Below are 25,069 nucleotides of genomic sequence, written 5' to 3'. Positions count from 1 at the left end.
ATTCATGGCCGAAGACTTGAAACCGATTGTCGAGGCGGGCCGCAATTGCTGGCGGATCGCCCGCGCCGACAAGGCACGGCTACTGATCGACGCCGCGACCTATTATCATTGGATCAGCAAGGCGTTCGAAGGAGCAGAAAAGCGCATTTTCATCGTCGGCTGGGACTTCGACACGCGAATCCCGCTGGAGCCGGACGCGCGGGGAAAGGGCGAACAGCTCGGCGGCCTCTTCCTGCGTCTTGCAAAGGCACGGCCCTCGCTTCAGATCGACGTTCTCAAGTGGAATTTCGGGGCGCTTAAGCAATTCTTCCGGCCGCGCGCGGTCCGTTGGTTGTTCCATTGGTGGCGAACGAAGAACATCGACTTCCGCTTCGACAGTTCGCATCCGTTCGGTTGCAGCCATCACCAGAAAATCGTGGTCATCGACGAATGCCTCGCCGCCTGCGGCGGGATCGATATCGGCGACCGCCGCTGGGACACCAGTGAGCACATCGATCATGACTGCCATCGAACGAGCCCCGACGGAAAGCCGTTCGGCCCATGGCACGATACGACCATGTTGATGAGCGGCAAGGTCGCACAGGCGCTCGGCGAACTCGCCGGGGAGCGGTGGAAGACCGCGACGAAGAGCGAGCTCGAAACGATAGAGCCTTGTGACGATGAATGGCCCGAGGGGCTGAAACCTGATTTCGAGGATGTCGATGTCGCGATCGCTCGAACGCGCGCGCATTATGAGGACATCGAAGAGGTTCGGGAGATAGAGACGCTCTACCTCGACATGATCGCCGCGGCGAAGCGCTTCATCTATTTCGAGAACCAGTATTTCACGAGCGGCAAGATCGCTGCCGCCATCGCCGAGCGGATGAAGGAAAAGAACCCGCCGGAGATCGTGGTGGTAATGCCGCGCACCGCTGATGGCTGGCTGGAACAGAAAGCGATGGACGGCGCCCGCCTCAAACTGGTCGCTGCCATTGGCGAACTCGACGTCGACGATCGCTTTCGCGTCTACGTCCCGGTTACACGGGAGCGGAAAGATATTTACGTCCATGCGAAGGTGGCGATTGTCGACGACCGCTTCCTTCGCGTGGGATCGTCGAACCTGAACAATCGCAGCCAGGGCCTCGACAGCGAATGCGATATGGTCATCGACGCAGCACTCCCGACGAACCGCGCTACGATCGACATAATAACGAAACTTCGTCACAGACTTCTGGGGAGCATCTCGATGTTTCGCCTGAGAGGTTTGCGATCGAGGAATCCGCGCGGGGGTCGATGATTGCGGCAATTGAAGCGCTTCGCGGTCGAGGCAAGTCGCTCGACCTGCTCGACCTCGAAGGGATGGGCGCGGCCGAGGATTTCATTGCCTCGAACGAAGTTCTCGACCCCGAATGCGCCGACGATATGTTCGATCCGATTGCTGGCGGAACACTCGCGAGAAGTTGGGCGATGGGGCGTGATAGGCTTCGCAGGATTCGCGGCCGCAGATGACCGACAGCGAACTTGTCCCGGACACCGAACGGCGCGGACTGATTGGCGCCCTGCCGGAGCGGCTACGCCCATTCGCCTCGCTCATTCGGCTCGATAGGCCCATCGGCACCTGGCTGCTGTTCTGGCCCTGCGCCTGGAGCGTAGGGCTCGCGGGAGGGAGCGCCGCGTGGCTTTATATTTCGTTCCTGATCGGCGCATTCGCCATGCGAAGCGCGGGATGCGTCTACAACGACATCATCGACCGCGACATCGACAAAAGGGTCGAGCGGACGCGTTCAAGGCCGCTTGCCTCGGGCCGCGTATCGCCTGGCGCGGCATGGGCATTGCTGATCGGCCTTTCGCTACTCGGTTTGATCGTCCTTCTCGGCCTGAGACCCAAGGCCCAGGTCATCGCGCTGGCCAGTCTCATCCCGGTCGCCGCCTATCCTTTTATGAAGCGTATTACCTGGTGGCCGCAGGCTTGGCTCGGTCTGGTCTTTGCGTGGGGGGCGCTCGTAGGCTGGCCGGCGGTCACGGGACAATTCGCGCCGGCGCCCATCCTTCTTTGGATAGGATCGATTTTCTGGGTCATCGGGTACGACACGATCTACGCCATCCAGGATGTCGAGGACGATGCGCTGGTCGGCGTGAAATCCTCCGCGCGGCGCCTCGGCAGGAAAGTCGCGCGCGGCGTTGCCATCCTTTACGCCCTCGCGCTCGTCGGCTGGGGCGCGGCCATCTGGATGGTGTTTCCGGACTCGATCGCCCTTCTCGGACTCTTGCCGGCGGCGGCGCATCTTGGCTGGCAGGTATTGAAGGTCGATCCGTCCGACGGATCGCTCGCCCTCCGCCTGTTCCGCTCCAACCGGTTCACGGGTCTGCTGCTATTTCTTGCTTTCTTCACCGTCGGCTTGTCGGCGCGCACCTGAGACTCTAGTCCGCGCCGATGCGCGATCAGCAACAGACCAGGGACCTCGTCGAACAGGCCGTCGAACTTGCCATGCAAGCAGGCGCCAATGCCGCCGACGCGGTATTTTCCGCGAGCCGCTCTAGCGCCGTGCAGGTCCGCATGGGCGCCCTCGAGGACGTGCACAGGTCCGAAGCGGAAGCGGTCGGCGTCCGGGTTTTTGCCGGGCAACGCAGCGCGACAGTTTCCACGTCCGCGTTCGATCCGGATTCGCTGGCCGAGCTCGTCACGCTGGCGATCGAGATGGCTCGCCAGGCGCCGGAAGATCCCTTTTCCGGCCTGGCGCCAAGCGATTTGCTCGCCAAGCCACCGTTCGCAGAGTTCGACGACTGGGATCCGATCGAACCGGAGCCAAAGGTGCTCCAGGAGATGGTGCTCGAGGCGGAAGGTGCGGCGCTTGCCGTTGCAGGCGTGACCAACAGCAGTGGTTGCGGGACGTCGTCCGGCGCTTCGATCCGCGGTATCGCCACAAGCGGCGGTTTTTCTGGGGTTTCTCGCTCCACCACCCACAGCCTCTCGGCTTCCATCGTCGCCGGTGAAGGGGCGGGCATGCAGCGCGATTATGAATGGCATAGCGCTCGCCGTGCTGCCGATCTCGAGTATCCGCATGCGCTCGGCCGAAAAGCCGGTGAGCGGGCCGTGGCCAGGCTCCATCCGATAAAGGTGAAGCCCGGCCCAATGGCGGTGCTATTCGAGCCACGCGTTTCGACCGGGTTGCTCGGGCACTTCGCCCAGGCCATCGCCGGCTCGGCCATCGCGCGCAAGTCGAGCTTCCTTCAGGAACGCATGGGCCAGCAGATATTTGGCCCGGCGATCAACATCATCGACGACCCCTTTCGGTTGCGCGGGCTGCGAAGCCGCGCGTTCGACGCTGAGGGAGTGACCGTTCGTCGGCTAGCGCTGGTTGAAAACGGCGTACTGATGAGTTGGATCGCGGAGACTGCGTCAGCGCGGCAACTGGGCATCGCCCCCACGGGCCATGCCGTCCGCGGAATCAGCGGCGCCCCTGGATCGGGCCCGTCCAACCTCTTCCTGGAGGCTGGCGAGCGCAGCGTCGAACAGATGATCGCCTCGGAACCGCGACTGCTCGTTCTGACCGAACTCATCGGTCAGGGCGTCAATCCTGTGACTGGCGACTATTCCCGTGGCGCATCCGGCTTCCTATACGAAAACGGCGAGAGGGTCGGGGCGGTCAGCGAGATTACGGTTGCGTCGAACCTCATCGAAATGTTCGCAACGCTCGAACCGGCGTCCGACCTGGAATTCCGCCGCGGCATCGACGCACCAAGCATTCTCGTGCCGGAGATGATGGTCGGTTCGGCCTAGCCGACGGCTGCAAGGCCAAGCCGGGCGAACTCGATCTTCGGGCAACGATCCATGACGACCTTCAGGCCCGCAGCTTCCGCACGAGAAGCGGCGCCTTCGTCTACGACGCCGAGCTGCATCCAGACCGCCTTGGCACCGGCCGCGATGGCCTGATCGACGACGGCGCCCGCATTCTCCGAGTTCACGAAGATGTCGACGATGTCGATCGGCTCGCCGATCTGGCAAAGCTCGCGCCAGACATATTCGCCGTGCACATGCTCGCCGGTAATCCGGTTGTTGACGGGAATGACGCGATAGCCCTTGTCTTGCAAGAACTTCATCACGCCAAAGCTGGCGCGCGACGGGTTGTCGCTGGCCCCGACCATGGCGATGGTCCGGGTGCTTCCAAGAAGTTCGGCTATGTCTTCGTCGCGGGTCAGGGGCATGATCGTCTCCGGTTGGGCAGCATCAATGGCTCAGCCGCGGCTTTTCTCCAATTGCGTGCGGACGGTGCCGGCAATGTCGGCGAAGGCCTTCGCGGCAGGGCCTTCCCCGGCCGCCGGCGGATTTCCGGCATCCGAGGCCTCGCGAAGGCTGGATGACAAAGCGAGCCGGCCGAGAAAGGGGATATGCAGGCGCGCCGCCCCAGCCTCCGCACCGCCCTGGCCGAACGGGTCGCTGACCTCGTTGCAGTGAGGGCACTGGTATCCCGCCATGTTCTCGATGAGACCGAGAACCGGCACGTCCGTCCGGCGGAACAGATCGACCGCGCGTTCCGCGTCGATCAGCGACAGGTCCTGCGGCGTCGAGACGATGACCGCCCCCGCCGGTTTCGACTTTTGTATCAGGGACAGCTGGACGTCGCCGGTCCCTGGCGGAAGGTCGACGATGACAAAGTCGCGGTCGGCCCAATTGCCTTCGACCAGTTGGGCGAGCGCCCCCGACGCCATGGGCCCGCGCCAGGCCAGGGCCTGTCCTGCCGGCACAAGCTGGCCAATCGACAGGAGCGACACCCCGAAGGGGGTTTCGACGGGCTGAAGGACCTTTTCGATCGCCTCCGGGCGGCCCGGCGCGGCGAGGAGGGTCGGCTGCGAAGGGCCGTAAATGTCGGCGTCGACCATTCCGACCTTGTGACCTGCGCGAGCGAGCGCGACGGCGATGTTGGCGGCAACGGTCGATTTGCCGACGCCGCCCTTGCCGGAGCCGACGGCGATCACCATCGGCCCGCTTTTTGCGGCTGTGATCGCCACACGGACCTCGCTTACGCCGTCAAGCGCCAGTCCGGCCTTCCGAATCGATGTTTCGAGCTGCTTTCGTTCCTCTTCGCTCAGACCCGAAGCGTCGGCGACTGCAGTGAGGACGCCTCTGTCGAAGCGTTGGGTGCGAATCCGCCCGACTTCAGGGAAATTGTTGGCGGTCAGCATGGGATTGGTCATCGACGGCGGAGATAGGAAGCTTTTCGACGGGCGCCACTGTTTTTCGCCAAAAGGCTACCTATAGTGAGCGAATGAGCTTTTTATCCGGCTTGGTCACGCGCGGTCGTGGCCTGTTCGCTGACAACAAGGGCCCGTGGGGCTCCCCGCCATCTGGCGGAGACGGTCCATCCGAGCCGACACCCGGTCCATGGGGCAAGGAGCAGCCGAAGCGTCCGCGCGGCGAAAGCCTCGGTGGCGGCGTAGCCAGTCTGGAGGAGTTTCTCGAGCGCAACCGGCGCCGCTTTGGTGGCGGCGGCGGTGGCGGAGGGTTCGGCGGCAGTGGCCCGGACCGGTCAATTTACCTTTGGGCGCTGATCGGTTTCATCACCCTGTGGCTGCTTTTCACGACCTTCCACCGCATCGCGCCGGAGGAGCGCGGCGTGGTGACCGTGTTCGGCCGTTACAACAGCACGCTGGAGCCCGGCATCGGAATGACACTTCCGGCGCCGATCAGCCGTGTGCAGAAGGTCAACGTCGCGGAAATCCGGGGCGTCGATGTCGGTTCCCCGACGGAAGAGACTTTGGTCCTGACCGGTGACCAGAATCTCGTCGATATCGCCTATCGCGTGCTGTGGAGCATCCGCGACCCAGAGCAATTCCTGTTCGAACTTCGCACGCCGGAGGACACGATCCGTCAGGTCGCTGAAAGTTCGATGCGCCAGGTCGTATCGCAAATGTCGCTGAACGATGTGCTCGGCGTTCGCCGCGGTGAAATCGAGAGCCGGGTCCGCGACGAAATCCAGCAGACTCTCGAGCGCTACGATAGCGGCGTGATCATCCGCAATGTCTCGATCCGCCAGGCCGACCCGCCAGCCGCGGTGAACGAGGCCTTCAAGGACGTCACGGCTGCGCAGCAGGATGCGGAGAGCGAGATCAACAAGGCAAATGCCTACGCGCTTCAGCTGCGTCAGCTTGCCCAGGGCGAGGCCACCGCATTCGACAAGGTTTATGAGCAGTACAGGCTCGCGCCCGACGTCACCCGCCGGCGTATGTATTACGAAACGATGGAACGGATCCTGCGCAACGTCGAAAAGACGATCGTCGAAACGCCCGGTGTGACCCCGTATCTTCCGCTGAACCAGATTCAGCGACCGCAGCCGCAAGCGCGGCCACAGGGAGCGGCTCAATGACCGATTATATCCGCTCTCATCCGGTCGTTTCGATGGTGGTTGCGCTGACCCTTCTTGCCGCCTTGTTTGGCAGCGTGTCGATCGTGCCGGAAACCCAGCAGGGCGTGGTGACGCGGCTCGGCAAGCCAGTCCGAATCGTCAACAATTTCAAGCAGGGCGAGAAGTTCGGCGAGCGCGGCGCCGGCCTCAATGCCAAGATTCCCTTCATCGAGAATATCGTCTGGATCGACAAGCGCGTCCGCGATCTCGACATGGATGCCCAGCAGGTGCTGTCGACCGACCAGCGCCGGCTCGAGGTCGATGCCTTCGCGCGCTACCGTGTCGTCGATCCGCTGCGGATGTTCATAGCCGCGCGGTCCGAAGACCGCGTCGAGCTCGCGCTTCGGCCGATCCTCGGCTCGCAGCTTCGCAACGAGCTCGGCAAGCGGCCGTTCGCGTCGCTCTTGAGCCCCGAGCGAGAGGGCGCGATGGAGAATATCCGGGTCGGTCTCAATCGCATCGCCAGCCAATATGGCGTGGAAATCGTCGACGTTCGAATCAAGAAGGCGGACTTGCCGGACGGAGCGCCGCTCGATAGCGTTTTCGCCCGCATGCGCAGCGCCCGCGAGCAGGAAGCGCGGTCGATCCGCGCGGAAGGTGCCAAGCGGGCCCAGATCATCCGCGCAGAGGCTGACGCCGAAGCCGCCAGGATCTATGCCGCAAGCTTCGGCAAGGACCCTGCGTTCTACGATTTTTACCGGGCCATGCAGTCATATCAGACGACGTTCCTGGGCGATGGCCGCAGCGCCACTGCGCCGACCACGATCATCATGTCGCCAGACAGTGATTACCTCCGTCAATTCACTGGGGAACGCTAAGCTGGTTGTTCAAATCGCGTTCATGCGCTCGACCTAGCGTCGTTCGTCAACGCAAATGTACGAGCGAGAGGATTATGATTTTGAAGGAGTCCGGAAAAGTGCGTTACGCCTACGGAGTAGCCACCGCTCTATTGCTCGGAGGCACTGCTTTCTCGCTGGCGACCGGCCAGGCGGGAGCGCAGGTGGCCCAGAACGCGCCGAACCAGATTGTCCCGAGGGCAGGCGCTCCAAATTCCTTCGCAGACTTGGCCGCTCGGCTTCAGCCGGCCGTGGTCAACATTTCCACCCGCCAGCGCGTCCCTGTCCGCACCCAGGCCGACCCGTTTGAGGAATTTTTTCGCAGGTTCGGCAATCCGCAAGGGCCGCAAGGCCAGGATCAGGGGCAGGGCCAGGGTCAAGGCCGGACGCGTGAGACAGGCTCGCTCGGCTCCGGCTTCATCATTTCTCCTGACGGCTACATCGTCACCAACAACCATTTGATTCAGGGTGCCGGTGGGCAAGGCACGGTCGACACCGTAACCGTTACGATGACCGACCGCCGCGAATATACCGCGCGCATTGTCGGACGCGATGCGCCCTCGGATCTCGCTCTCCTCAAGATCGATGCGAACAACCTGCCCTATGTGAACTGGGGCGATTCCTCCCGCGTGCGTGTCGGCGAGTGGGTGGTTGCGATCGGCAATCCCTACGGCCTTGGCGGTACCGTTACGGCCGGCATCATTTCCGCGCTCCACCGCGGGATTACCGGGGTCGGCGCCTACGATCGCTACATCCAGACCGATGCCAGCATCAACATGGGTAATTCGGGCGGTCCGATGTTCGACATGTCCGGCAATGTCATCGGCATCAATTCGGCGCTGATTTCGCCAACCGGCGCGAGCGTTGGCATCGGCCTCGCCATTCCTGCCGAGCTTGCCCGCCCGGTGATCGACTCGCTTCGCAAGGGCCAGCGCCCGCAGCGCGGCTATCTCGGCGTTGGCCTTCAGCCGCTTGACGAGAACATCGCCGGCGCTCTGGGCATCGACAAGGATCGGGGCGAACTCGTTCGTTCGGTGGTGGACGGCGAAGCCGCGAGCCGAGCCGGGATCCGCCAGGGCGACGTGATCGTCCGGGTCAACAATCGCGACGTGACGCCTGACGAGACCGTCTCCTACCTGATCGCCAATACGCCGGTCGGCCAGAAGATCCCGGTCGAGATCATCCGCCAAGGCCGCCGCCAGACGCTGTCGGTGACAGTTGCGCAGCGCCCGACCGAAGAGCAGCTTGCTCAGCAGCTCGGCACCGACGGCGACGACGGTCAGCCGGGCGGAGTCACGCCTCAGGGCGGGCAGACCACCCAGAGCCTCGGAATGACGCTTTCGCCGCTTACGCCTGACCTCGCGCGCCGGGGCAACATTCCCGCCACCGTGCGCGGCGTGGTCATCACGGCGGTCGATCCGAACAGCACAGCGGCCGAAGAAGGACTTCGTCCGGGCTATGTGCTGCTTTCGGTCAACCAGCAGCCGGTCACCACGCCAGCCGAGTTCGCAACCGCAGTTGAAAGCGCCAGGCGTGCCAACCGCACGAGCGTGCTCCTGCTGGTTCGCCTGCCGAACGGCACGGAAGCGTTCGTGGGTGTCGACATGCCGCGTCAATAAAGGGCCCTTGCTCGCCGCGCTCTAACCGTCCTAGGCTCTCGTCCCAGAGCCTAGCCAGGGAGCAACGTGAGCATGGGCGACCAGCCGACCAGTATCTTCATCGGTTCGGGACCGGGTGGCGTCAGCCCGCAGCGGCTCGAGCTCAAGCGGGCCAATCGCCACGGCCTGATTGCCGGCGCGACCGGCACCGGCAAGACTGTCACCCTTCAGGGCATTGTCGAAGGGCTATCGAACGCGGGCGTTCCAACCTTCGTTGCCGACGTGAAGGGCGATCTCGCGGGGCTTGCCATGCCCGGCGACCCGACCGCCAAGACGCATGAGCCGTTCAGGGCGCGGGCGGAAGAGATCGGCCTCTCAGATTGGTCGTACGAGGCCGCTCCGGTGCAGTTCTGGGACTTGTTCGGTGCCCAGGGGCATCCCGTTCGCACGACCGTAAGCGAAATGGGCCCTCTGCTTCTCAGCCGGCTGATGAACCTCAACGAAGTCCAGGAAGGCGTGCTGACCATCGCTTTTCACGTCGCCGACAAGGAGGGGCTGATGCTTCTCGACCTGGACGACCTGCAGGCGATGTTGGTGAACATTGGCGAGCGGGCGGATGAGTTGACCCTCGAATATGGCAACGTCTCCAAACCCAGCGTCGGCGCGATCCAGCGCTCGTTGCTGCAGCTCCGGGCGCAGGGCGGCGATCATTTCTTCGGTGAGCCCGCGCTTGCGCTCGAGGATTTCCTGAAGCTGGACGAGAACGGAAAGGGCATCGTCAATATTCTCGCCGCGGACCGGCTGATGGCCAGTCCGCGGCTCTATTCGACCTTCCTTCTTTGGCTCCTCAGCGAACTTTTCGAATTGCTTCCGGAGGTCGGCGACATCGACAAGCCGAAGCTGGCCTTCTTCTTCGACGAAGCGCATTTGCTGTTCGACGACGCGCCTCCCGCGCTTCTCGAAAAGGTCGAACAGGTCGTCCGCCTCATCCGGTCGAAGGGCGTCGGCGTCTATTTCATCACCCAGAATCCGATCGACATTCCCGACAAGGTCGCGGGCCAGCTCGGCAATCGCGTGCAGCACGCGCTCCGCGCCTTCACCCCGCGCGACGAAGCTGCGGTCAAATCGGCAGCGGAGACGTTCCGTCCCAATCCGAATGTCGACGTCGCCACCGCGATCACCGAACTCAAGGTCGGGGAGGCTCTTGTCTCGTTACTTCAGCCGGACGGCGCGCCGTCGCCAGTCGAGCGGACGCTGATCCAGCCGCCGCGCTCGCGCGTCGGACCGCTGACCGCCCAGGAACGGCAGATCATGATCACCACCGACGCGATCGGGAACCGGTACGATGCGCTGCTCGACCGAGACAGCGCCGAGGAGATTCTGAAAGCGAAAAGCGAAGAGGCAGCCGCCGCGGCAATGGCCGCCAAGGCCGCCACCGAAGCGGAAAAACAGGCAGCCGAAGAGGCCAAGGTTCGGGCACGTGAGGAGAAGGAAGCGGCGCGCCTTCGCACCGCCGAGCAGCGGGAAGCCGAGCGCCGGCAACGCGAGCTCGAGCGCGAGCAGGCGCGAGCGGCGCGCGAGGCTGCAAAGCCGAGCATGGCGGACAAGATGATGCAGTCGGCCGGACGCTCGATTGCGTCCTCGGTCGGTAGGCAGCTCGGCAACCAGTTGTTGCGCGGAATATTCGGTGGATTGCTCCGTGGCCGCTAGCACCATCACCGAGCTTGAGCGCGCCTGGCGCGATGCTTTGTTCGCGAAAGACGAAGCCACCCTGCGCAAGCTGATCCATCCGCAGTTCAAGCTTGTCGGCATTCGCTCGACCGGGACGGTTGGCGTGGATCTCGAGCAATGGCTCGCCGCGCTTCAAAAGATGGATATCGCTAGCCTCGAGGTTCGCGTCATCGACTCGGTTGAGGTGGACGGCACGATCGTCGCGTCCGTCGACGCGCAGTGGAAGGTTCGCTTCATGGGCCATCCCATCGACGAGCGGGTGCTGCTGACCGACGTCTGGGTCCGGGACGGTGATGCTTGGAAAGTTATCCGCCGCCATTCGAGCCCGGTTCCCCCAGGAGTGGAAATTACATGATTCTTGCATGGCTGCTTGCGCTTGCCGATCCTGCCGCGCTGCCCGGTTTTTATGTCGGGAACCAGATGGAAATGGCTACCGCGATCGAGCTCGAGCCAGACGGGACCTTCGCTTACGCCCTCGATTATGGCGCCGTCTCGGAGTCGGCAGAAGGGCGCTGGAAGCTTGATGGCGACCGGATTGTCCTGACAATTGAAAAAAGCCAAGGCGCCGAACATGGACCGCCGCTGGCTAGTACGCCGCTGATGGTTGAGGGCGGCATGCTCACCCTAAATCGCTACGACCGGACAATCCGCTACAAGCGCGAGGGCGAACTGGCTACGCCGCCCAACCGCAACCATAAGCTCGACAAGAAGGACTGACGGCATGAGTTCGAACGATGCCGGAGCGGCGCCGCGCCCGTTGATCGAGCTCACCCTTCGCGGTGTCCTGCTTGGCGCGCTGCTGACCGTCCTCTTCACGGCCGCCAACGTCTACCTCGGGCTCAAGCTCGGAATCACCTTTGCGACCTCGATCCCGGCAGCCGTCATTTCGATGGCAATCCTCAAATTCTTCCGCGATTCCTCGATCCAGGAAAATAATATTGTCCAGACCATCGCCTCGGCCGCCGGGACGCTGAGCGCGATCATCTTCGTCCTGCCGGGTCTTATCATGATCGGCTGGTGGACCGGCTTCCCCTACTGGCTGTCGGTCGCCATCATCGCCATCGGCGGAATCCTCGGCGTGATGTACTCCGTTCCGCTTCGCCGCGCCCTCGTGACGGGCAGCGACCTCCCTTATCCGGAAGGCGTTGCCGCAGCTGAGGTTCTAAAGGTTGGCGCCGGCGTCGGCGGGGCGGAAGAAAATCGGCGCGGACTCAACGCGATCCTCGCCAGCAGTCTGGTCTCGGCCGGCTACTTCATCTTGTCGAAGTTGAAGCTGGTTGCCGAAACCGCAAGCCATGCCTTCCGCGCCGGGCCAACCGCCACCGCGGTTTCCGGGAACTTCTCGATGGCGTTGATAGGCGTCGGACATCTCGTCGGCATGGCGGTCGGCATTGCCATGATCGTCGGCTTGCTGATCAGTTGGCTCGGGATCGTGCCATACTGGTCGACCGATCCCGCACTTGTTTCTGCCAGCGGAGGCGATCTCGAAACGTTGGTTGGCACGGCCTTCCGCGAGAAAGCTCGAATCATAGGCGCCGGGGTGATCGGCATTGCTGCAATCTGGACACTGCTCAAGATTCTTGGGCCCATCGTCCGCGGCATTCGGGAGGCCATGGCCGCCAATCAGGCGCGCGGTGCTGGCCAGGCGCTCGACATCACCGAGCGAGACCTCCCGATCTCGATCGTGGCCGGCACGATCGTCGCATCGATGATCCCGATCTTCCTTCTGCTCTACAGCTTCGCCGCAAGCGGTCCGATCGGCGCGGATCCGACACTCACCGTCATCCTGTCGCTGATGTACATCCTCGGCGCCGGCATCGTCATCGCCTCGGTCACTGGCTATATGGCCGGCCTGATCGGCGCGTCGAACAGTCCGGTCTCGGGCGTCGGAATCCTGTCCGTGCTCGGCATTTCACTGATCCTCGCTGCCATCTACGGCTCGGTCGACGAGAGTGCGACCCGGGCGCTCGTCGCCTTCGCGCTGTTCGTCACCGCAATCATATTCGGCATCGCCACCATCTCGAACGACAACCTGCAGGATCTGAAGACCGGCCAACTGGTCGGCGCGACCCCATGGAAGCAACAGGTCGCGTTGGTACTCGGAGTCGTCTTTGGCTCGCTGGTCATTCCGCCGATCCTCGACCTCCTCAACACCGCCTTCGGCTTCGTCGGTGCGCCCGGAGCCGGGGAGAATGCCCTGGCCGCTCCGCAGGCGGCGCTGATTTCCACCATCGCCCAGGGCGTGCTTGGCCGTAATCTCGACTGGAGCCTGATCGGCACCGGAGTAGCCATCGGAGCAGTCGTCATCCTCATCGACGAGCTCCTTCGAAAGAATACGGCGAAATACAGCCTGCCCGCGCTTGCCGTCGGTCTCGGCATCTACCTGCCGATGGAGCTGACCCTGCTGGTGCCGCTCGGCGCGCTGATCGGCTGGCTCTACAACCGCTGGGCGGAACGGCAGGCAAACCCCGCCTTCGCGGAGCGGATCGGAACGCTCATGGCGACCGGCCTCATCGTTGGCGAAAGCCTGATGGGCGTGCTGTTCGCGGCTATCGTCGCTGGCGCGGAGCGCGCGGGTTCGGCCGACAGCGCCAACGTGCTCGCGGTAATCGAAGAGCAATGGTGGGCGGTGCCGATCGGCTTCGCCCTGTTCGCCGGGTCGATCGCGTGGCTCTATTCGCGAATCCGCGGCCAGGCCGATCTGCCGATTTCGCCGGATGCGGCGGGCGACGTCACCGCCGCGCCGCGCTAGCCCCGTCCACGGTAGCTGGCGACGCCCTGGTCGGGCAGCCAAAGCCCTGCCGGCGGCTCGCCCGACTGCCAGAAGACATCGATGGGTATGCCGCCGCGCGGATACCAGTAGCCGCCGATGCGAAGCCACCTCGGCTTCATCTCGTCGAACAGGCGCTTGCCGATCCCGACGGTAACGTCCTCGTGGAATCCGCAGTGGTTTCTAAAGCTGCCGAGGAAGAGCTTGAGGCTCTTGGATTCAACGATCGTATCGGACGGGGAGTAATCGATGACGACATGGGCGAAGTCAGGCTGGCCGGTCACCGGGCAGAGCGAGGTGAATTCCGGCGCCGCGAAGCGCACGAGGTAGAGTTCGCCGGCGCGCGGGTTCGGCACATAATCGAGTGCAGCTTCCTCCGGCGAGGCGGGGAGGGCGCTGGCCTGTCCAAGATGCTTGGTTTCCATCGCGCGGGCCCTTAGCAGCAGTCAAACGGCTTTGCGAGGAGCGCGACATGGACGAGCTGGTAAGCACGGAATGGCTGGCCCAGAACCTGGAGCAGCCCGACTTGGTGATCGTCGATTGCACCTTCCACATGCCGGCGGACGGCCGCGACGCGGAGGCGGAGTTTCGCGAGGGCCATATTCTCGGCGCATGCTTTCTCGACATCGACGAGGTCGCGGACAAGAGCCGTGGCGTGCCGCATATGCTTCCAAGCCCCGAAGCGTTCGGGGCGGCGATGGAAGCGATCGGGGTTGGCCGCGACGACCGGATCGTCGTCTACGACAATTCGCCATATCGCACCGCGGCGCGCGGCTGGTTCATGCTCCGCCACTTCGGGGCCGATCGGGTCGCGATTCTCGACGGCGGGCTGCAGAAATGGCGGCGGGAGGGACGCCCGCTGGAAAGCGGCGAATCAAGCCCCCGCAATGCGCGCTTCAAGGCGATGGCGGCGAGCGATGTCGTCGCCATGGCCGACTTGCTCAAGGGTGCCGAGCTTCCCCTAGTCGACGCGCGCGGGCGAGGCCGGTTCGAGGGCGTGGATCCCGATCCGCGCCCCGGCGTCGAGCCTGGCCACATCCCGGGCTCGCGCAACCTGCCCTTCGCCTCGCTCTACCGCGAGGACGGCACCTTGAAATCCGAGGAGGCACTAGCGCAGGAATTTGGAGCGGCGGGGGTCGACCCGGCCCAACCGTTCATCGCCACCTGTGGCTCGGGCGTTACCGCCAATAGCGTGATCTTCGCGGCGCGCCGCCTCGGCGGCCGCGGCCACAAGCTTTACGATGGAAGCTGGTCGGAATGGGGCGCCGACCCGAAGACGCCCAAGGCCAAGGGACCGGCCTAAAGGCTGAGCAACGCGCCCATTTCGTTGAGGGCGTCGCGGATTGTGTCGGCGAGAAGCCGGGCCGCGGCCGGGTTGGCGGTTCCGCCGGATTCGCTCAGCAGCGCAATCGCCTCCAGCCCAGCCACCGACGCGGCCACGGCGCGCTCCGACATCAGATCGAGCATCCGGCTGTCCCCGGCCGAGGCCAGTCGCGCGGCAAAATCGGCGTGAGAGAAGCCGGAAGATTCCCCGCCGATCTGCTCGACGATCTCCAAAGCGCGAGCCAACCCGCCGGCGCGGGCCGCGACTGCATCGGACTGCGCCGGGACAGCCGTCTCCGGATCTGGCAGGAAATGAATCATCCGCGCTTATTAACGCGCGGCAATTAACAAACTGTGAGCCTCAGGACGCGGGCTTGCCGTCAGCGTCGACGTCGCGGAGGATCCAGCCCCGCTGCGGGATGGTCTCGATGAACTCCTGCCCGTCGGAGGCGAGCCGTAGCTTCTTCCTGAGCTTGGAGATGAAGACGTCGATAATTTTGGGCTGCGGCTGGTCGTCCGCGCGGCGATAGAGGTGCTTCAGAAGCATCGTCCGCGTGACGACGTTGTTGCGCGCGAAAGCCAGCAGCTCCAGCACGCGATATTCCATCTCGGTAATGCCGATCGGATGGCCGTCGATGCGGATCAGCCGCTGAACGGGATCGACCGACAGCCGCCCTCCGCACAAGGTTTCCGGCATGTCCGCACCGCTCGCCTTGAGCTTCGAGAGAAGCTTGGAGGCCGCTTCCTCGCTCTCCTCGGGGGACAGGCTGCCGGGCGAGCCGAGCAATGCCTGCTGCACCTCGCCGAACGTCGAATGCGCTTCCTCGACGATCTTCAGCCCTTCCTCGAAACGACGGCGGGCGCGGTCGAGAATGGATTCCAGCTCGGCGAGCCGGGACGAAAGCGATTCTGCGGTCATTCGTGGGTTCTCGCGCTTATTGCGGGGGATTGGCGGTCGCTTCGGTCGACTGGCTTTCCGGCGCCGAAAGAATGGCGCGGGTCTGGTTGCCCTTGTCGACGACTCGCGTGTCGGGATCGCCAGCGACCGAGCGTGCGCCAAGAGCGGCGCGGTCGCGTCCGGCTTCCTGGAGCAGCGACGTCTCGGTCTGGCTACGCGGGCTCGGGCCGCCGAACAAAGCCTCGATCGCCTGGGTCTGGGCGCCTTCGGCGGTGCTGCTGATCGTGCCCGCGACTGGCGGGGTCAGCGTGTAATCGGGCGGAATTACCAGCGGCGCGTTGCGGGCCACCGCGAACTCGTCGAGCGGCGCCGTCTTCGGTGCGAAAAGGGCGCATCCGCCAAGCGCGAGCGCCGGCATCAGGATGAGGGCGGTAAGGGCCTTAGACATTTTCGATTCTCTCTTCCTTCGCCTCGGGTCGAACCAGCAAGGCGCGCAGCAACAGGATAACGACGCCGATGCTAATCGCGGCGTCGGCGACATTAAAGACCAAAAACGGTCGGAAGTCTCCGAAATGCAGATCGAGGAAGTCCACGACATAGCCGAAGCGGATGCGGTCGACGATATTGCCGAGCGCCCCGCCGAGCACCATCGCCAGCGCAAGCTGGTCCCCGCGCTGCTTCTCGCGCGTGATCCACCAGCCGACAAGGCCTGCGATGATCGCGGTGCCGCCGACCAGCAGCCAGCGGCCCAGGTCGCTATCGGCCTGGGCCATGCCGAGGCTGATTCCGCGATTCTCCGTCCAGGTCAGGTTGAAGATCGGCAGAAGCTCGATCTGGAACCGTTCCTGCAGTCGAAGCGGGCCGATGACGATCCACTTGGTCAGCTGGTCGACGATGAAGAAGGCGAGGGCGGTGACCCACGCGGCCTTGCGGTCAGCCATTCACGACCTCCTCACAACGAGCGCAAAGGCCGCCGTCGTCCTCGACTTCCGGCAGGTGCCGCCAGCAGCGCCCGCATTTGAGCTTGTCCGTCTTTGTCACTGCCAGCGAGTCGCCGGGTTTGACGGACGAGACGATGAACAGCTCGGCGAGCAGGTCGGGATCGCCCTCAGCCGGGCTCGTTACGACCGCTTCGAGGCTCGAGCCAACGACCTTGTCGCGGCGCAGCGGCTCGATCGCCTCGGTAACCTGGGTGCGTGCCTCGCGAAGTGCAGACCACTTGGTCTCCAGCGCCTCGTCGCGCCAGCAGCCGATCTCCGGCCATTCGAGCAGATGGACGCTTCCTCCTTCCGGATAGCGCGTCCCCCACACTTCTTCGCTGGTGAACACGAGAACCGGCGCCGCCCAGCGGACCAAGGCGTGGAACAGGGTGTCGAGGACGGTGCGGTAGGCGCGTCGCTTCGGATCCGAAGGCGCATCGCAATAGAGGCAGTCTTTCCGGATATCGAAGAAGAAGGCCGACAGATCCTCATTGCAGAAATCGGCCAGCGCGCGGGTGTAATCGTTGAAGTCGAAGTCGCCCACGGCACGCCGAAGCCGCTCGTCGAGCGCGGCCGTCAGCGAGAGCATGTAGCGCTCCAGCTCCGGCATTTCCGCGACGCCGATCCGCTCCTCTTCCGTGAAGCCGTCGAGCGCGCCGAGCAGATAGCGGAAGGTGTTGCGCAGCTTGCGATACTGATCGGCGACGCCTTTCAGGATCTCGTCGCCGATGCGGTGATCCTCGGTATAATCGACGGAGAGGGCCCACAGGCGGATGATGTCCGCGCCATAGGTTTCCATCACCTTCAACGGATCGACGGTGTTGCCAAGGCTCTTGGACATTTTCATGCCCTTGGAATCCATCGTGAATCCGTGGGTGAGCACCGCCTTGTAGGGCGCATGGCCACGAGTGCCGCAGCTTTCGAGGAGCGAGGACTGGAACCAGCCGCGATGCTGGTCGCTGCCTTCGAGATAGAGGTCGGCGGGGCGCGGGTCGGCGTCGTCGCGCATCAGCTCCGGCCAAGTGCCGCTTTCCAGCGTGAAGACGTGCGTGCAGCCGCTGTCGAACCAGACGTCGAGGATGTCGCGCATCATCTCGTAATCTGCGGCGTCATAGGCATTGCCGAGATACTCCTGGGCGCGGGCCTCGTCCCAGGCATCGACGCCTTCGGCCTTGATCGCCGCGACGATGCGGGCGTTGACCTCGCGGTCAATCAGCAGCTCGCCGCCCTTGCGGTGGACGAACAAAGCGATCGGCACGCCCCAGGCGCGCTGGCGCGACAGCACCCAGTCCGGGCGGCCCTCGACCATGGAGCCGATGCGGTTGCGGCCCTTTTCCGGGACGAAGCGGGTCTGCCCGATCCCGCGCATCGCCGCCTCGCGGAGCGTCGGCGCGGCGCACAGTTCCTCGTCGGCGGGGTCGATCGCCCCGCCTTCGCCTTCCCAGCGCTTTTCGGCGCGGGTCTTGGGGGAAAGATGGGTCAGCACCTTGTCCATCGGCACGAACCATTGCGGCGTGCAGCGGTAGATAACCTTGGCCTTGGACCGCCACGAATGCGGATAGCTGTGCCGGAAGTCGGCGGAAGCGGCGAGAAGGGCGCCAGCCTCGCGCAGGTCCGAGCAGATCGGGCCGTCAGGCGCGTTGAACTTGGCGTTGATGACGCTGCCCTGGCCGCCAAGCCATAGCCAGTCGGCGCGATATTTGCCGTCGCCCTCGACCGCGAATTGCGGGCCGATGCCGTGCGCCTTGCACAGGTCGAAATCATCCTCGCCATGGTCGGGCGCCATGTGGACGAGGCCTGTGCCCTGGTCGGTGGTGACGAAGTCGCCGGGCAGGAACGGGCGCGGATTGGCGAAAAAGCCGCCGAAATGTTGCATCGGGTGGCGGGCGATGGTGCCGGCGATGTCGGAGCCTTTGCCGCGCCAAAGGATCTCAGCTCCGCGTGCTTCACGGCCCTTGGTGACCCGCTTGTGAAACTGATTGAGGAGTTCCGCTGCAACCAAGGTTCGGAACGTGCCAATCACGTCCTCTTCGACCGCATCGAGTTGATCAGTCGAAATGTCGATAAATCCGTCGACTACATCCACCTCTACAAGCAGGTACTCAACGTCCGGTCCATATGCGATCGCCTGGTTGACCGGGATCGTCCACGGCGTGGTGGTCCAGATCACCGCGTGCGCGCCGACTAGCTCCGGGATCGGGCTTTCGACGATCTCGAACGCGACATCGATCTGGGTCGAAACGATGTCCTCATATTCGATCTCGGCCTCGGCCAGCGCGGTCTTCTCGACCGGCGACCACATCACCGGCTTGGCGCCGCGATAAAGCTGGCCGGTCTCCGCGAACTTCATCAGCTCGGCGACGATCGTCCCTTCCGCCTCGAAGTTCATGGTGAGGTAGGGTTTGTCCCAGCGGCCGCCGATGCCGAGGCGCTTGAGCTGCTCGCGCTGGCGGTCGACCCAGTTCTGGGCATAGGCGCGGCACTCGGCGCGGAATTCCTTGACCGGAACCTCGTCCTTGTTGCGCTTCTGCTTGCGATACTGCTCCTCGACCTTCCACTCGATTGGAAGCCCGTGGCAGTCCCAGCCGGGCACGTAGGGCGCGTCCTTGCCGAGCAGGGTCTGGGTGCGCACCACCATGTCCTTCAGCACATGGTTGAGCGCGTGGCCGATGTGGATGTCGCCGTTGGCATAGGGCGGGCCATCGTGGAGGATGAACTTCTCGCGCCCCGCCCGAGCCTCGCGAACGCGGGCGTAAAGATCGTCCGACTGCCAGCGCGCGAGGATACCCGGCTCCTTCTGCGGCAGGCCGGCCTTCATCGGAAAGTCGGTCTTCGGCAGGAAGACGGTCGAGCGGTAATCGGGCTTATCGGGGGCGTCGGACATTGCGCGCGGGCATTAGCGGGCGGGGCGGCGATTGCAAACTATGAGCGCACCTTCCGCCGCTCGAGCGCCGCCGCGCTGGCGTCGATCTGCGCCTGGCTGCGGATGTCGCGGCCGGGGCGGAGCGCGGGACCGACCGTCCAGATATCCTCGACCCAGACATAGCCCTTGAAGCTCCGCGGGATCTTTCCGAGCTGCTCGGGCAGGCTGAGGCCCATCGGGCCGTCCTCGCCATAAGGACCGACGATCAGCACGCGGGCGTTCGCAGCCTTCATCCGCGCCAATGCGCGGTCGGGCCAGCCGGGAATCGCCCACTGATAGTTGAGCGGGACGGCGAGGGTTTCGCCCTTGCACGCCTCCGGCACGATCCCGAACCAGCCCTGAAGCGCATAGGCCTTGGTGCAGTCCTTGATGCCCTGCTTGCTCCACGCCCAGGCCTTGGGGAAGTGGGTGCGGATCCGCGCGACGGCGGCAGGGTCGCCGTAAAAGGCATCGCCAATGCCTTCGACTTCGCGGCCGGCGGCTTTCAGTGCGGCGGCGAGCATATCGGCCTCGGCCGGATCCTTGCTCTTGAAGTTGTATATGAGCGGCGTGCGCGGGGCGGCGCGAAGGCCCTCTTCGAGCGACGGGATGGGATATCTGCGCTGGCCGCGAAACGGGAAGGTCTTGCCGCCGTCCGGGCTGTAGCCGTGGCCGTTGTCGAGCGCCTGCAACTCGGCCAGCGTGAAATCGCGGACGTTGCCCTTGCCGTCAGTCCGACAATCGACCGTCCAGTCGTGGAATAGCGCGATCCTGCCGTCTTTCGTCGGCGCGATATCGACCTCGACCATGTCTGCGCCCTGGAGAATCGCATCCTCGATCGAGCGGGCGGTGTTCTCCAGCCGATCGTGCGTCGGCGCCTCGATCCGGGTCGCGGTGCAGGTGTCGTTGTCGATCCCGCGATGGTCGAACTGCTGTGCGACGCCGCGATGCGCTACGAGGCGAAGTGCCCCTTTCGGCTTCGGAGCGAGCCAGCTGGCGTTGAAGACGGTGATGGCGAGCAGCAAGACCGCCAGTACAAAGGCGGCAACGCCAAGCTTATGCTTCATCCAAGCGCATTCCTCGCATCTTCGGCGTCGCGTTCCATTTGCGTCTTGAGTTCTTCGACCGAATCGAACTTCGCTTCTGGGCGAAGGTAGGCGACCAAGGATGTCTCGATCGTCTGTCCGTAGAGGTGCTTGTTGAAGTCGAAAACATGCACTTCCAGCAATTCCTTGGGTGGATCGAACATCGGCCGGACGCCGAGGCTGGCGACTCCGTCATGCTCGCTTCCGTCGTCCAGCCGGACGCGGACAGCATAAATGCCGTAGGCGGGGCGCTGGTAGTCGCCGAGCTCGACATTGGCGGTCGGCCAGCCGAAATCGCGGCCGCGCTTGTCCCCGTCGATCACGGTGCCGCGGATTGCGAACGGGCGAGTGAGCATTCGGGTCGCCGTTCCGGGATCGCCGGCCTTCAGCGCCTCGCGGACCAGGCCGGAGGAAACGCGCTGCCCTTCCAGCAGGACAGGAGCGACCGTTTCGGCGAGGATTCCGTGATCGGCGCCCAGATCGGCCAGGATCGCCGCATTGCCGCCGCGCCCGCGGCCGAACGTGAAGTCGGACCCGGTGACGACGCCGGAGACTCTCAGCCTTTCCGCCAGGAGATCGCTGACAAAGGATTCGGCGCTCGTCGCTGCCAGGTCGGCGTCGAAGTCGAACACCAGCATCGCGTCGGCGCCGGCATGGGCGAACAATTCCTCGCGCTGGTCCAGGGTCGTCAGGCGGAACGGCGGTGTCTCCGGCCGGAAGAAGGCGACCGGGTGCGGATCGAAGGTGGCGACGATCACTGGCCGCCGCTCGTGCGCGCCGCGCTGGATCGCGCGCCCAACCACCGCTTGGTGTCCGAGGTGAAAGCCGTCAAAATTGCCAAGCGCGAGGATTGCCCCGGAGAGGTTGTCGTCGATCGGTTGGCGAGGCGAAAGACGCTTCATCGGCTGGGGATTAGCGGCTATCCAAGCCAAGTCCAGCTACTTGACTCTGCGGTTGCCCGCACATAGATGGCCCGCATCCCGTTCCACCGGCTGCCGGCGGCGCACTTGTGCGCGCGCCGTTTTTCCTTTGGAGTGCGGGGTCATTGCGACGAGATGGGGCGGCCGCCTGCCGCCCTGTGGAGCAGACGGAGAACGAACTAGCATGGCACGTATTGCCGGGGTCAATATCCCCACCAACAAGCGCGTTGAAATCGCGCTAACCTACATCCACGGCATTGGGCGCACCAAGGCCAAGGAAATCACCGAGAAGCTGAAGATTGCCTCGGAGCGCCGGGTCCAGGACCTGACGGATCAGGAAGTCCTGCAGATTCGCGAGACGATCGACGCCGATCACACCGTCGAGGGTGATCTTCGCCGCGAGACCGCGATGAACATCAAGCGGCTCATGGATCTCGCCTGCTACCGCGGCCTGCGTCACCGCAAGGGCCTGCCGGTTCGCGGCCAGCGCACGCACACCAATGCGCGCACTCGTAAGGGCAAGGCCAAGCCGATCGCCGGTAAAAAGAAGTAAGCGCTAGCTCGCGTCATTCGCGGGCAGCCTCTTCCAGCATTTCGAGGATTTTCTAATGGCTCAAGCACCTCAGCGCCTTCGCCGCCGCGAGCGCAAGAACATCACCGCCGGCGTCGCGCACGTGAACGCCAGCTTCAACAACACTATGATCACGATCACCGATGCGCAGGGCAATGCGATTGCCTGGTCCAGCGCCGGAATGATGGGCTTCAAGGGCAGCCGCAAGTCGACCCCCTATGCTGCCCAGGTCGCCGCCGAAGACGCCGGCCGCAAGGCCGCCGAGCATGGCGTCCGCACCCTCGAGGTCGAGGTCAAAGGTCCGGGTTCGGGCCGCGAGAGCGCGCTTCGTGCGCTCCAGGCGGTCGGTTTCCAGATCACGTCGATCCGCGACGTGACCCCGATCCCGCACAACGGCGTCCGTCCGTCCAAGCGCCGCCGCGTCTGACCGCTTTGGCGAAAGTGGTACTTTCGCCAAGGTAGGGAAGAAAAAAGTTAGAAATCCGGTGCTTCGGGGACGCCCGGCGGCACCACTGCCAAGGAAGAAACATGGCCGTCAACGCAAAGAACTGGCAGGAACTGAAGAAGCCCAACGCGCTCGAGAAGAAGGCTGGCGGCGGCGATACCCGTCGCAAGGCCTCGTTCGTCGCCGAGCCGCTTGAGCGCGGTTTCGGAATGACCCTCGGCAACTCGCTGCGCCGGGTTCTCCTGTCTTCGCTTCAAGGCGCCGCCGTCACCTCGATCAAGATCGAGGGCGTGCTCCACGAGTTCTCGAGCCTCGCTGGCGTTCGGGAAGATGTCACCGACATCGTCCTCAACATCAAGCAGGTCGCGCTGAAGATGGAAGGCGAAGGTCCCAAGCGCCTGACCCTGTCGGCGACCGGCCCGGGCGAAGTCACCGCAGGCCAGATCAACTGCCCGGGCGACATCGAGGTCACCAACCCGAACCTTGTCATCTGCCATCTCGACGAAGGCGCGACGCTTAACATGGAGCTGACCGCCGACATCGGTAAGGGTTATGTCCCGGCTGCAGCCAATCGTCCGGTCGATGCGCCGATCGGCCTTATCCCGGTCGACTCGCTGTACAGCCCGGTTCGCCAGGTTGCGTACAAGGTGGAAAACACGCGCGTCGGACAGGAGCTGGATTACGACAAGCTGACGCTAACGATCGAGACCGACGGAACCGTCCAGCCGGAAGATGCGCTCGCTTATGCCGCGCGCATCCTTCAGGATCAGCTGCAGCTGTTCGTCCACTTCGACGACGCAATGGTGCCGAGCCAGCCTTCGGGCATGATCGGCGGCGCGATGCCGATGGGCGAGACGATGGCCAGCGGCACGACCACCGACACCAACCAGCTCAACCGCTACCTTCTTAAGAAGGTGGACGAGCTGGAGCTTTCGGTGCGTTCGGCGAACTGCCTCAAGAACGACAACATCATCTACATCGGCGACCTGGTCCAGAAGACCGAGGCCGAGATGCTCCGCACGCCCAATTTCGGCCGCAAGAGCCTCAACGAGATCAAGGAAGTCCTTGCCTCGATGGGCCTCCGCCTCGGCATGGACATCCCCGGCTGGCCGCCTGAAAATATCGAGGAAATGGCCAAGAAGCTCGAGCAAGAGCTGCTAGGCTAACAGCCGATTGGGGCCTGTCAGGGGGACAGGTTCAAAGCAGCTCTCTGCTCGGCCGAATTGGGTTGTGGGCCGCCGCCCTGAGTGCGGCCCGGACTGGGGTGCCTGACACGGCCCCTTTACGAACGAAGGAATGAAATATGCGGCATCGCGTCGGACATCGTAAGCTACAGCGGACCTCCGCTCACCGTGCGGCGCTCCTGCGCAACATGGCGGCGGCGCTGATCAAGCACGAGCAGATTACCACCACCCTCGCCAAGGCAAAGGAACTGCGCCCCTACACCGAAAAGCTGATCACGCTGGCTAAGCGCGGCGGCCTTTCCAATCGCCGGCTGGCGATGAGCCGGCTGATGGACGAAGCGCAGCTCGCCAAGCTGTTCGATGTTCTGGCCGACCGCTACGCCAAGCGCGAGGGCGGCTACTGCCGCGTGATCAAGGCCGGCATTCGCCAGAGCGATGCGGCGCCGATGGCGATCATCGAATTCGTAGACCGGGACGTCGATGCAAAGGGCCAGGACAGCGGCCCGATCCTCGTCGAAGGCGAAGACGAACAAGCCTAAAAGTTCATCGCATCCCAATATTCGGGGCGTCGCGGGACAATCGCGACGCCCTTTTTCTTTTGGTGTCGTTTCGTGCGGGAAAGCTGCGGATTTGAGCGTGTGGACCCGAATGAGGCGCTCGCCTAGAAACGCGCCCGGTTAACGTAGCTGAACGGCAGGAATCCGCGTCATTCAGTCGCGATGCAGCCGTAACGACGTAGACACAATGTCATGGCGCCCAGTGGGTGGGCGCGTGTAAAGCGAAGGAGCAGGCCATGAAGGCTGTTACGAAAATTCTGCTCGGCGGCGCGGGCTTCGCGGCGCTGGCAGCAACGGCGGCCCCGGCCGCGGCCCAATATGGTTACGGTTATCCCGGCTACGGTGGCCAGTACGGCTACGGCCAGGGAAATGTCGTCGGAACCATCCTCGACTCGATCCTGGGCGGCCGCAGCTATGGCCAGAACGAACGCTATTCGGTCGAGCAGTGCGTCCGTGCGGTCGAGCACCGCATCAATACGCGCGGTTTCGACAATGAGCGCGGGCGGTATAGCCAGTACGGTTACGGCTACGGCTACAACAACCAGTATCGCAACTACCAGGGCGCGCGCGTCCTGTCGGTGACGGAGGTCCAGCGCCGTTCGAACGGCGGGCTGAAGATCATCGGCCTTGCGAGCACTGGCGCGAATGGTGCGGGCTACAACGGCTATGGCAACAACGGCTATGGCTACGACCAATATGGCTACGGCCAGTACGGTTATCAGCCGGTCGCCGATGCGCGCTTCGACTGCACCGTCGACCGCTATGGCCGGATCACGGACATCGACGCCAACCGCTACCGCGGCGGCTACTATCCGTATCGCCGCTACTAAAGTCTCCGGCTAAGCCGGAAACCAAAGATGCGCCGGGGTCCCCGCGACTCCGGCGC

The 25,069-nt window shown here is 64.0% G+C and carries 27 protein-coding genes; 17 read left to right on the top strand and 10 right to left on the bottom strand.

The window, feature by feature from the left end:
- The first annotated feature begins 4 nt into the window (after positions 1 to 4).
- The 4 genes from G7076_RS09520 to G7076_RS09510 are packed head-to-tail and all read left to right on the top strand — an operon-like array spanning position 5 to position 3,760.
- Positions 5 to 1,276: a phospholipase D-like domain-containing protein gene (locus tag G7076_RS09520; RefSeq protein WP_240913775.1), complete on the top strand. Its 1,272-nt coding sequence runs from the start codon at positions 5 to 7 to the stop codon at positions 1,274 to 1,276.
- Positions 1,273 to 1,488: a hypothetical protein gene (locus G7076_RS12515; RefSeq protein WP_240913774.1), complete on the top strand. Its 216-nt coding sequence runs from the start codon at positions 1,273 to 1,275 to the stop codon at positions 1,486 to 1,488. The genes G7076_RS09520 and G7076_RS12515 overlap by 4 nt, the downstream gene beginning before the upstream one ends.
- Entirely contained in the window at positions 1,485 to 2,396 is a 912-nt protein-coding gene (gene ubiA / locus G7076_RS09515) for a 4-hydroxybenzoate octaprenyltransferase (protein WP_166202330.1), read from the top strand. Before G7076_RS12515 ends, ubiA begins: the two co-directional genes overlap by 4 nt.
- 17 nt (positions 2,397 to 2,413) lie before the next feature.
- Positions 2,414 to 3,760: a metallopeptidase TldD-related protein gene (locus G7076_RS09510; protein ID WP_166202328.1), complete on the top strand. Its 1,347-nt coding sequence runs from the start codon at positions 2,414 to 2,416 to the stop codon at positions 3,758 to 3,760.
- Here G7076_RS09510 and G7076_RS09505 read toward each other — a convergent pair.
- Positions 3,757 to 4,185, bottom strand: coding sequence for a CoA-binding protein (locus tag G7076_RS09505; RefSeq protein WP_166202326.1), 429 nt, complete (start codon positions 4,183 to 4,185; stop codon positions 3,757 to 3,759). The two genes, G7076_RS09510 and G7076_RS09505, sit on opposite strands and share 4 nt — an antisense overlap.
- Positions 4,186 to 4,215: 30 nt before the next feature.
- Entirely contained in the window at positions 4,216 to 5,163 is a 948-nt protein-coding gene (locus G7076_RS09500) for an Mrp/NBP35 family ATP-binding protein (RefSeq protein ID WP_240913773.1), read from the bottom strand.
- 83 nt (positions 5,164 to 5,246) lie between these two features.
- Here G7076_RS09500 and hflK point away from each other — a divergent pair, with 83 nt between their 5' ends.
- The 7 genes from hflK (at position 5,247) to G7076_RS09465 (ending at position 13,300) form a co-directional block, all read left to right on the top strand.
- Entirely contained in the window at positions 5,247 to 6,344 is a 1,098-nt protein-coding gene (gene hflK, locus G7076_RS09495) for an FtsH protease activity modulator HflK (RefSeq protein WP_166202324.1), read from the top strand.
- Entirely contained in the window at positions 6,341 to 7,201 is an 861-nt protein-coding gene (locus G7076_RS09490; RefSeq protein WP_166202322.1) for a protease modulator HflC, read from the top strand. The genes hflK and G7076_RS09490 overlap by 4 nt, the downstream gene beginning before the upstream one ends.
- A 98-nt stretch (positions 7,202 to 7,299) precedes the next feature.
- Entirely contained in the window at positions 7,300 to 8,838 is a 1,539-nt protein-coding gene (locus G7076_RS09485) for a Do family serine endopeptidase (RefSeq protein ID WP_166202320.1), read from the top strand.
- A 72-nt stretch (positions 8,839 to 8,910) separates the two neighbouring features.
- A complete protein-coding gene (locus G7076_RS09480; protein ID WP_166203553.1) occupies positions 8,911 to 10,527 on the top strand; it encodes a helicase HerA-like domain-containing protein in 1,617 nt (538 codons plus the stop codon).
- On the top strand, positions 10,517 to 10,903 hold the full coding sequence (locus G7076_RS09475) for a nuclear transport factor 2 family protein (RefSeq protein ID WP_166202318.1): 387 nt from the start codon (positions 10,517 to 10,519) through the stop codon (positions 10,901 to 10,903). Before G7076_RS09480 ends, G7076_RS09475 begins: the two co-directional genes overlap by 11 nt.
- Positions 10,900 to 11,265: a lipocalin family protein gene (locus G7076_RS09470; RefSeq protein WP_166202316.1), complete on the top strand. Its 366-nt coding sequence runs from the start codon at positions 10,900 to 10,902 to the stop codon at positions 11,263 to 11,265. The genes G7076_RS09475 and G7076_RS09470 overlap by 4 nt, the downstream gene beginning before the upstream one ends.
- Before the next feature lie 4 nt (positions 11,266 to 11,269).
- The gene (locus G7076_RS09465) at positions 11,270 to 13,300 is read left to right on the top strand and encodes an oligopeptide transporter, OPT family (protein WP_166202314.1); all 2,031 of its coding nucleotides are present in this window, start codon (positions 11,270 to 11,272) and stop codon (positions 13,298 to 13,300) included.
- On the opposite strand, the gene queF is transcribed toward G7076_RS09465, so the two are convergent.
- Entirely contained in the window at positions 13,297 to 13,743 is a 447-nt protein-coding gene (queF, locus tag G7076_RS09460) for a preQ(1) synthase (RefSeq protein WP_166202312.1), read from the bottom strand. The genes G7076_RS09465 and queF overlap by 4 nt on opposite strands.
- A gap of 47 nt (positions 13,744 to 13,790) precedes the next feature.
- Between queF and G7076_RS09455 the strand changes: the two genes are divergently transcribed.
- Positions 13,791 to 14,621: a sulfurtransferase gene (locus G7076_RS09455; RefSeq protein WP_166202311.1), complete on the top strand. Its 831-nt coding sequence runs from the start codon at positions 13,791 to 13,793 to the stop codon at positions 14,619 to 14,621.
- Here G7076_RS09455 and G7076_RS09450 read toward each other — a convergent pair.
- From G7076_RS09450 to G7076_RS09420, 7 genes are read right to left on the bottom strand one after another with little or no spacing between them, the layout of a single operon-like run.
- Positions 14,618 to 14,962: a hypothetical protein gene (locus G7076_RS09450; protein ID WP_166202309.1), complete on the bottom strand. Its 345-nt coding sequence runs from the start codon at positions 14,960 to 14,962 to the stop codon at positions 14,618 to 14,620. The two genes, G7076_RS09455 and G7076_RS09450, sit on opposite strands and share 4 nt — an antisense overlap.
- 40 nt (positions 14,963 to 15,002) lie before the next feature.
- A complete protein-coding gene (locus G7076_RS09445; protein ID WP_166202308.1) occupies positions 15,003 to 15,560 on the bottom strand; it encodes a winged helix-turn-helix domain-containing protein in 558 nt (185 codons plus the stop codon).
- A 16-nt stretch (positions 15,561 to 15,576) separates the two neighbouring features.
- Positions 15,577 to 15,987: a DUF3035 domain-containing protein gene (locus tag G7076_RS09440; RefSeq protein WP_166202306.1), complete on the bottom strand. Its 411-nt coding sequence runs from the start codon at positions 15,985 to 15,987 to the stop codon at positions 15,577 to 15,579.
- The gene (gene lspA, locus G7076_RS09435; protein ID WP_166202304.1) at positions 15,980 to 16,480 is read right to left on the bottom strand and encodes a signal peptidase II; all 501 of its coding nucleotides are present in this window, start codon (positions 16,478 to 16,480) and stop codon (positions 15,980 to 15,982) included. Before lspA ends, G7076_RS09440 begins: the two co-directional genes overlap by 8 nt.
- A complete protein-coding gene (ileS, locus tag G7076_RS09430; protein ID WP_166202303.1) occupies positions 16,473 to 19,403 on the bottom strand; it encodes an isoleucine--tRNA ligase in 2,931 nt (976 codons plus the stop codon). The genes lspA and ileS overlap by 8 nt, the downstream gene beginning before the upstream one ends.
- Before the next feature lie 38 nt (positions 19,404 to 19,441).
- Positions 19,442 to 20,488: a glycerophosphodiester phosphodiesterase family protein gene (locus G7076_RS09425; RefSeq protein ID WP_166202301.1), complete on the bottom strand. Its 1,047-nt coding sequence runs from the start codon at positions 20,486 to 20,488 to the stop codon at positions 19,442 to 19,444.
- On the bottom strand, positions 20,485 to 21,408 hold the full coding sequence (locus tag G7076_RS09420) for a bifunctional riboflavin kinase/FAD synthetase (RefSeq protein ID WP_166202299.1): 924 nt from the start codon (positions 21,406 to 21,408) through the stop codon (positions 20,485 to 20,487). Before G7076_RS09420 ends, G7076_RS09425 begins: the two co-directional genes overlap by 4 nt.
- Before the next feature lie 202 nt (positions 21,409 to 21,610).
- On the opposite strand from G7076_RS09420, the gene rpsM reads away from it, so the two are divergent.
- The 5 genes from rpsM to G7076_RS09395 all read left to right on the top strand — a co-directional run bounded on the left by rpsM (position 21,611) and on the right by G7076_RS09395 (position 25,013).
- On the top strand, positions 21,611 to 21,979 hold the full coding sequence (gene rpsM, locus G7076_RS09415) for a 30S ribosomal protein S13 (protein WP_166202298.1): 369 nt from the start codon (positions 21,611 to 21,613) through the stop codon (positions 21,977 to 21,979).
- A 55-nt stretch (positions 21,980 to 22,034) separates the two neighbouring features.
- On the top strand, positions 22,035 to 22,424 hold the full coding sequence (gene rpsK / locus G7076_RS09410; RefSeq protein ID WP_166202296.1) for a 30S ribosomal protein S11: 390 nt from the start codon (positions 22,035 to 22,037) through the stop codon (positions 22,422 to 22,424).
- 101 nt (positions 22,425 to 22,525) lie between these two features.
- Complete coding sequence (locus G7076_RS09405) at positions 22,526 to 23,608, top strand: DNA-directed RNA polymerase subunit alpha (RefSeq protein WP_166202294.1); 1,083 nt, start codon at positions 22,526 to 22,528, stop codon at positions 23,606 to 23,608.
- Positions 23,609 to 23,745: 137 nt separating this feature from the next.
- On the top strand, positions 23,746 to 24,165 hold the full coding sequence (gene rplQ / locus G7076_RS09400) for a 50S ribosomal protein L17 (protein WP_166202292.1): 420 nt from the start codon (positions 23,746 to 23,748) through the stop codon (positions 24,163 to 24,165).
- A 254-nt stretch (positions 24,166 to 24,419) separates the two neighbouring features.
- Positions 24,420 to 25,013 carry a hypothetical protein gene (locus tag G7076_RS09395; protein WP_166202291.1) on the top strand — a complete coding sequence of 198 codons (594 nt, stop codon included), beginning with the start codon at positions 24,420 to 24,422 and terminating at the stop codon, positions 25,011 to 25,013.
- Positions 25,014 to 25,069 lie beyond the last annotated feature (56 nt).

The organism is Sphingomonas sp. HDW15A (assembly GCF_011301715.1).
Taxonomy (GTDB): domain Bacteria; phylum Pseudomonadota; class Alphaproteobacteria; order Sphingomonadales; family Sphingomonadaceae; genus Sphingomicrobium.
Note: the sequence above shows the minus strand (reverse complement) of the source record. Positions and strands in the feature narration are given on the sequence as shown.

Coding starts and splice junctions, on each gene's coding strand:
- G7076_RS09520 (WP_240913775.1), top strand. CDS start 5: ATGGCCGAAGACTTGAAACCGATTGTCGAGGCGGGCCGCAATTGCTGG.
- G7076_RS12515 (WP_240913774.1), top strand. CDS start 1,273: ATGATTGCGGCAATTGAAGCGCTTCGCGGTCGAGGCAAGTCGCTCGAC.
- ubiA (WP_166202330.1), top strand. CDS start 1,485: ATGACCGACAGCGAACTTGTCCCGGACACCGAACGGCGCGGACTGATT.
- G7076_RS09510 (WP_166202328.1), top strand. CDS start 2,414: ATGCGCGATCAGCAACAGACCAGGGACCTCGTCGAACAGGCCGTCGAA.
- G7076_RS09505 (WP_166202326.1), bottom strand. CDS start 4,185: ATGCCCCTGACCCGCGACGAAGACATAGCCGAACTTCTTGGAAGCACC.
- G7076_RS09500 (WP_240913773.1), bottom strand. CDS start 5,163: ATGCTGACCGCCAACAATTTCCCTGAAGTCGGGCGGATTCGCACCCAA.
- hflK (WP_166202324.1), top strand. CDS start 5,247: ATGAGCTTTTTATCCGGCTTGGTCACGCGCGGTCGTGGCCTGTTCGCT.
- G7076_RS09490 (WP_166202322.1), top strand. CDS start 6,341: ATGACCGATTATATCCGCTCTCATCCGGTCGTTTCGATGGTGGTTGCG.
- G7076_RS09480 (WP_166203553.1), top strand. CDS start 8,911: ATGGGCGACCAGCCGACCAGTATCTTCATCGGTTCGGGACCGGGTGGC.
- G7076_RS09470 (WP_166202316.1), top strand. CDS start 10,900: ATGATTCTTGCATGGCTGCTTGCGCTTGCCGATCCTGCCGCGCTGCCC.
- G7076_RS09465 (WP_166202314.1), top strand. CDS start 11,270: ATGAGTTCGAACGATGCCGGAGCGGCGCCGCGCCCGTTGATCGAGCTC.
- queF (WP_166202312.1), bottom strand. CDS start 13,743: ATGGAAACCAAGCATCTTGGACAGGCCAGCGCCCTCCCCGCCTCGCCG.
- G7076_RS09455 (WP_166202311.1), top strand. CDS start 13,791: ATGGACGAGCTGGTAAGCACGGAATGGCTGGCCCAGAACCTGGAGCAG.
- G7076_RS09450 (WP_166202309.1), bottom strand. CDS start 14,962: ATGATTCATTTCCTGCCAGATCCGGAGACGGCTGTCCCGGCGCAGTCC.
- G7076_RS09445 (WP_166202308.1), bottom strand. CDS start 15,560: ATGACCGCAGAATCGCTTTCGTCCCGGCTCGCCGAGCTGGAATCCATT.
- G7076_RS09440 (WP_166202306.1), bottom strand. CDS start 15,987: ATGTCTAAGGCCCTTACCGCCCTCATCCTGATGCCGGCGCTCGCGCTT.
- lspA (WP_166202304.1), bottom strand. CDS start 16,480: ATGGCTGACCGCAAGGCCGCGTGGGTCACCGCCCTCGCCTTCTTCATC.
- ileS (WP_166202303.1), bottom strand. CDS start 19,403: ATGTCCGACGCCCCCGATAAGCCCGATTACCGCTCGACCGTCTTCCTG.
- G7076_RS09425 (WP_166202301.1), bottom strand. CDS start 20,488: ATGAAGCATAAGCTTGGCGTTGCCGCCTTTGTACTGGCGGTCTTGCTG.
- G7076_RS09420 (WP_166202299.1), bottom strand. CDS start 21,408: ATGAAGCGTCTTTCGCCTCGCCAACCGATCGACGACAACCTCTCCGGG.
- rpsM (WP_166202298.1), top strand. CDS start 21,611: ATGGCACGTATTGCCGGGGTCAATATCCCCACCAACAAGCGCGTTGAA.
- rpsK (WP_166202296.1), top strand. CDS start 22,035: ATGGCTCAAGCACCTCAGCGCCTTCGCCGCCGCGAGCGCAAGAACATC.
- G7076_RS09405 (WP_166202294.1), top strand. CDS start 22,526: ATGGCCGTCAACGCAAAGAACTGGCAGGAACTGAAGAAGCCCAACGCG.
- rplQ (WP_166202292.1), top strand. CDS start 23,746: ATGCGGCATCGCGTCGGACATCGTAAGCTACAGCGGACCTCCGCTCAC.
- G7076_RS09395 (WP_166202291.1), top strand. CDS start 24,420: ATGAAGGCTGTTACGAAAATTCTGCTCGGCGGCGCGGGCTTCGCGGCG.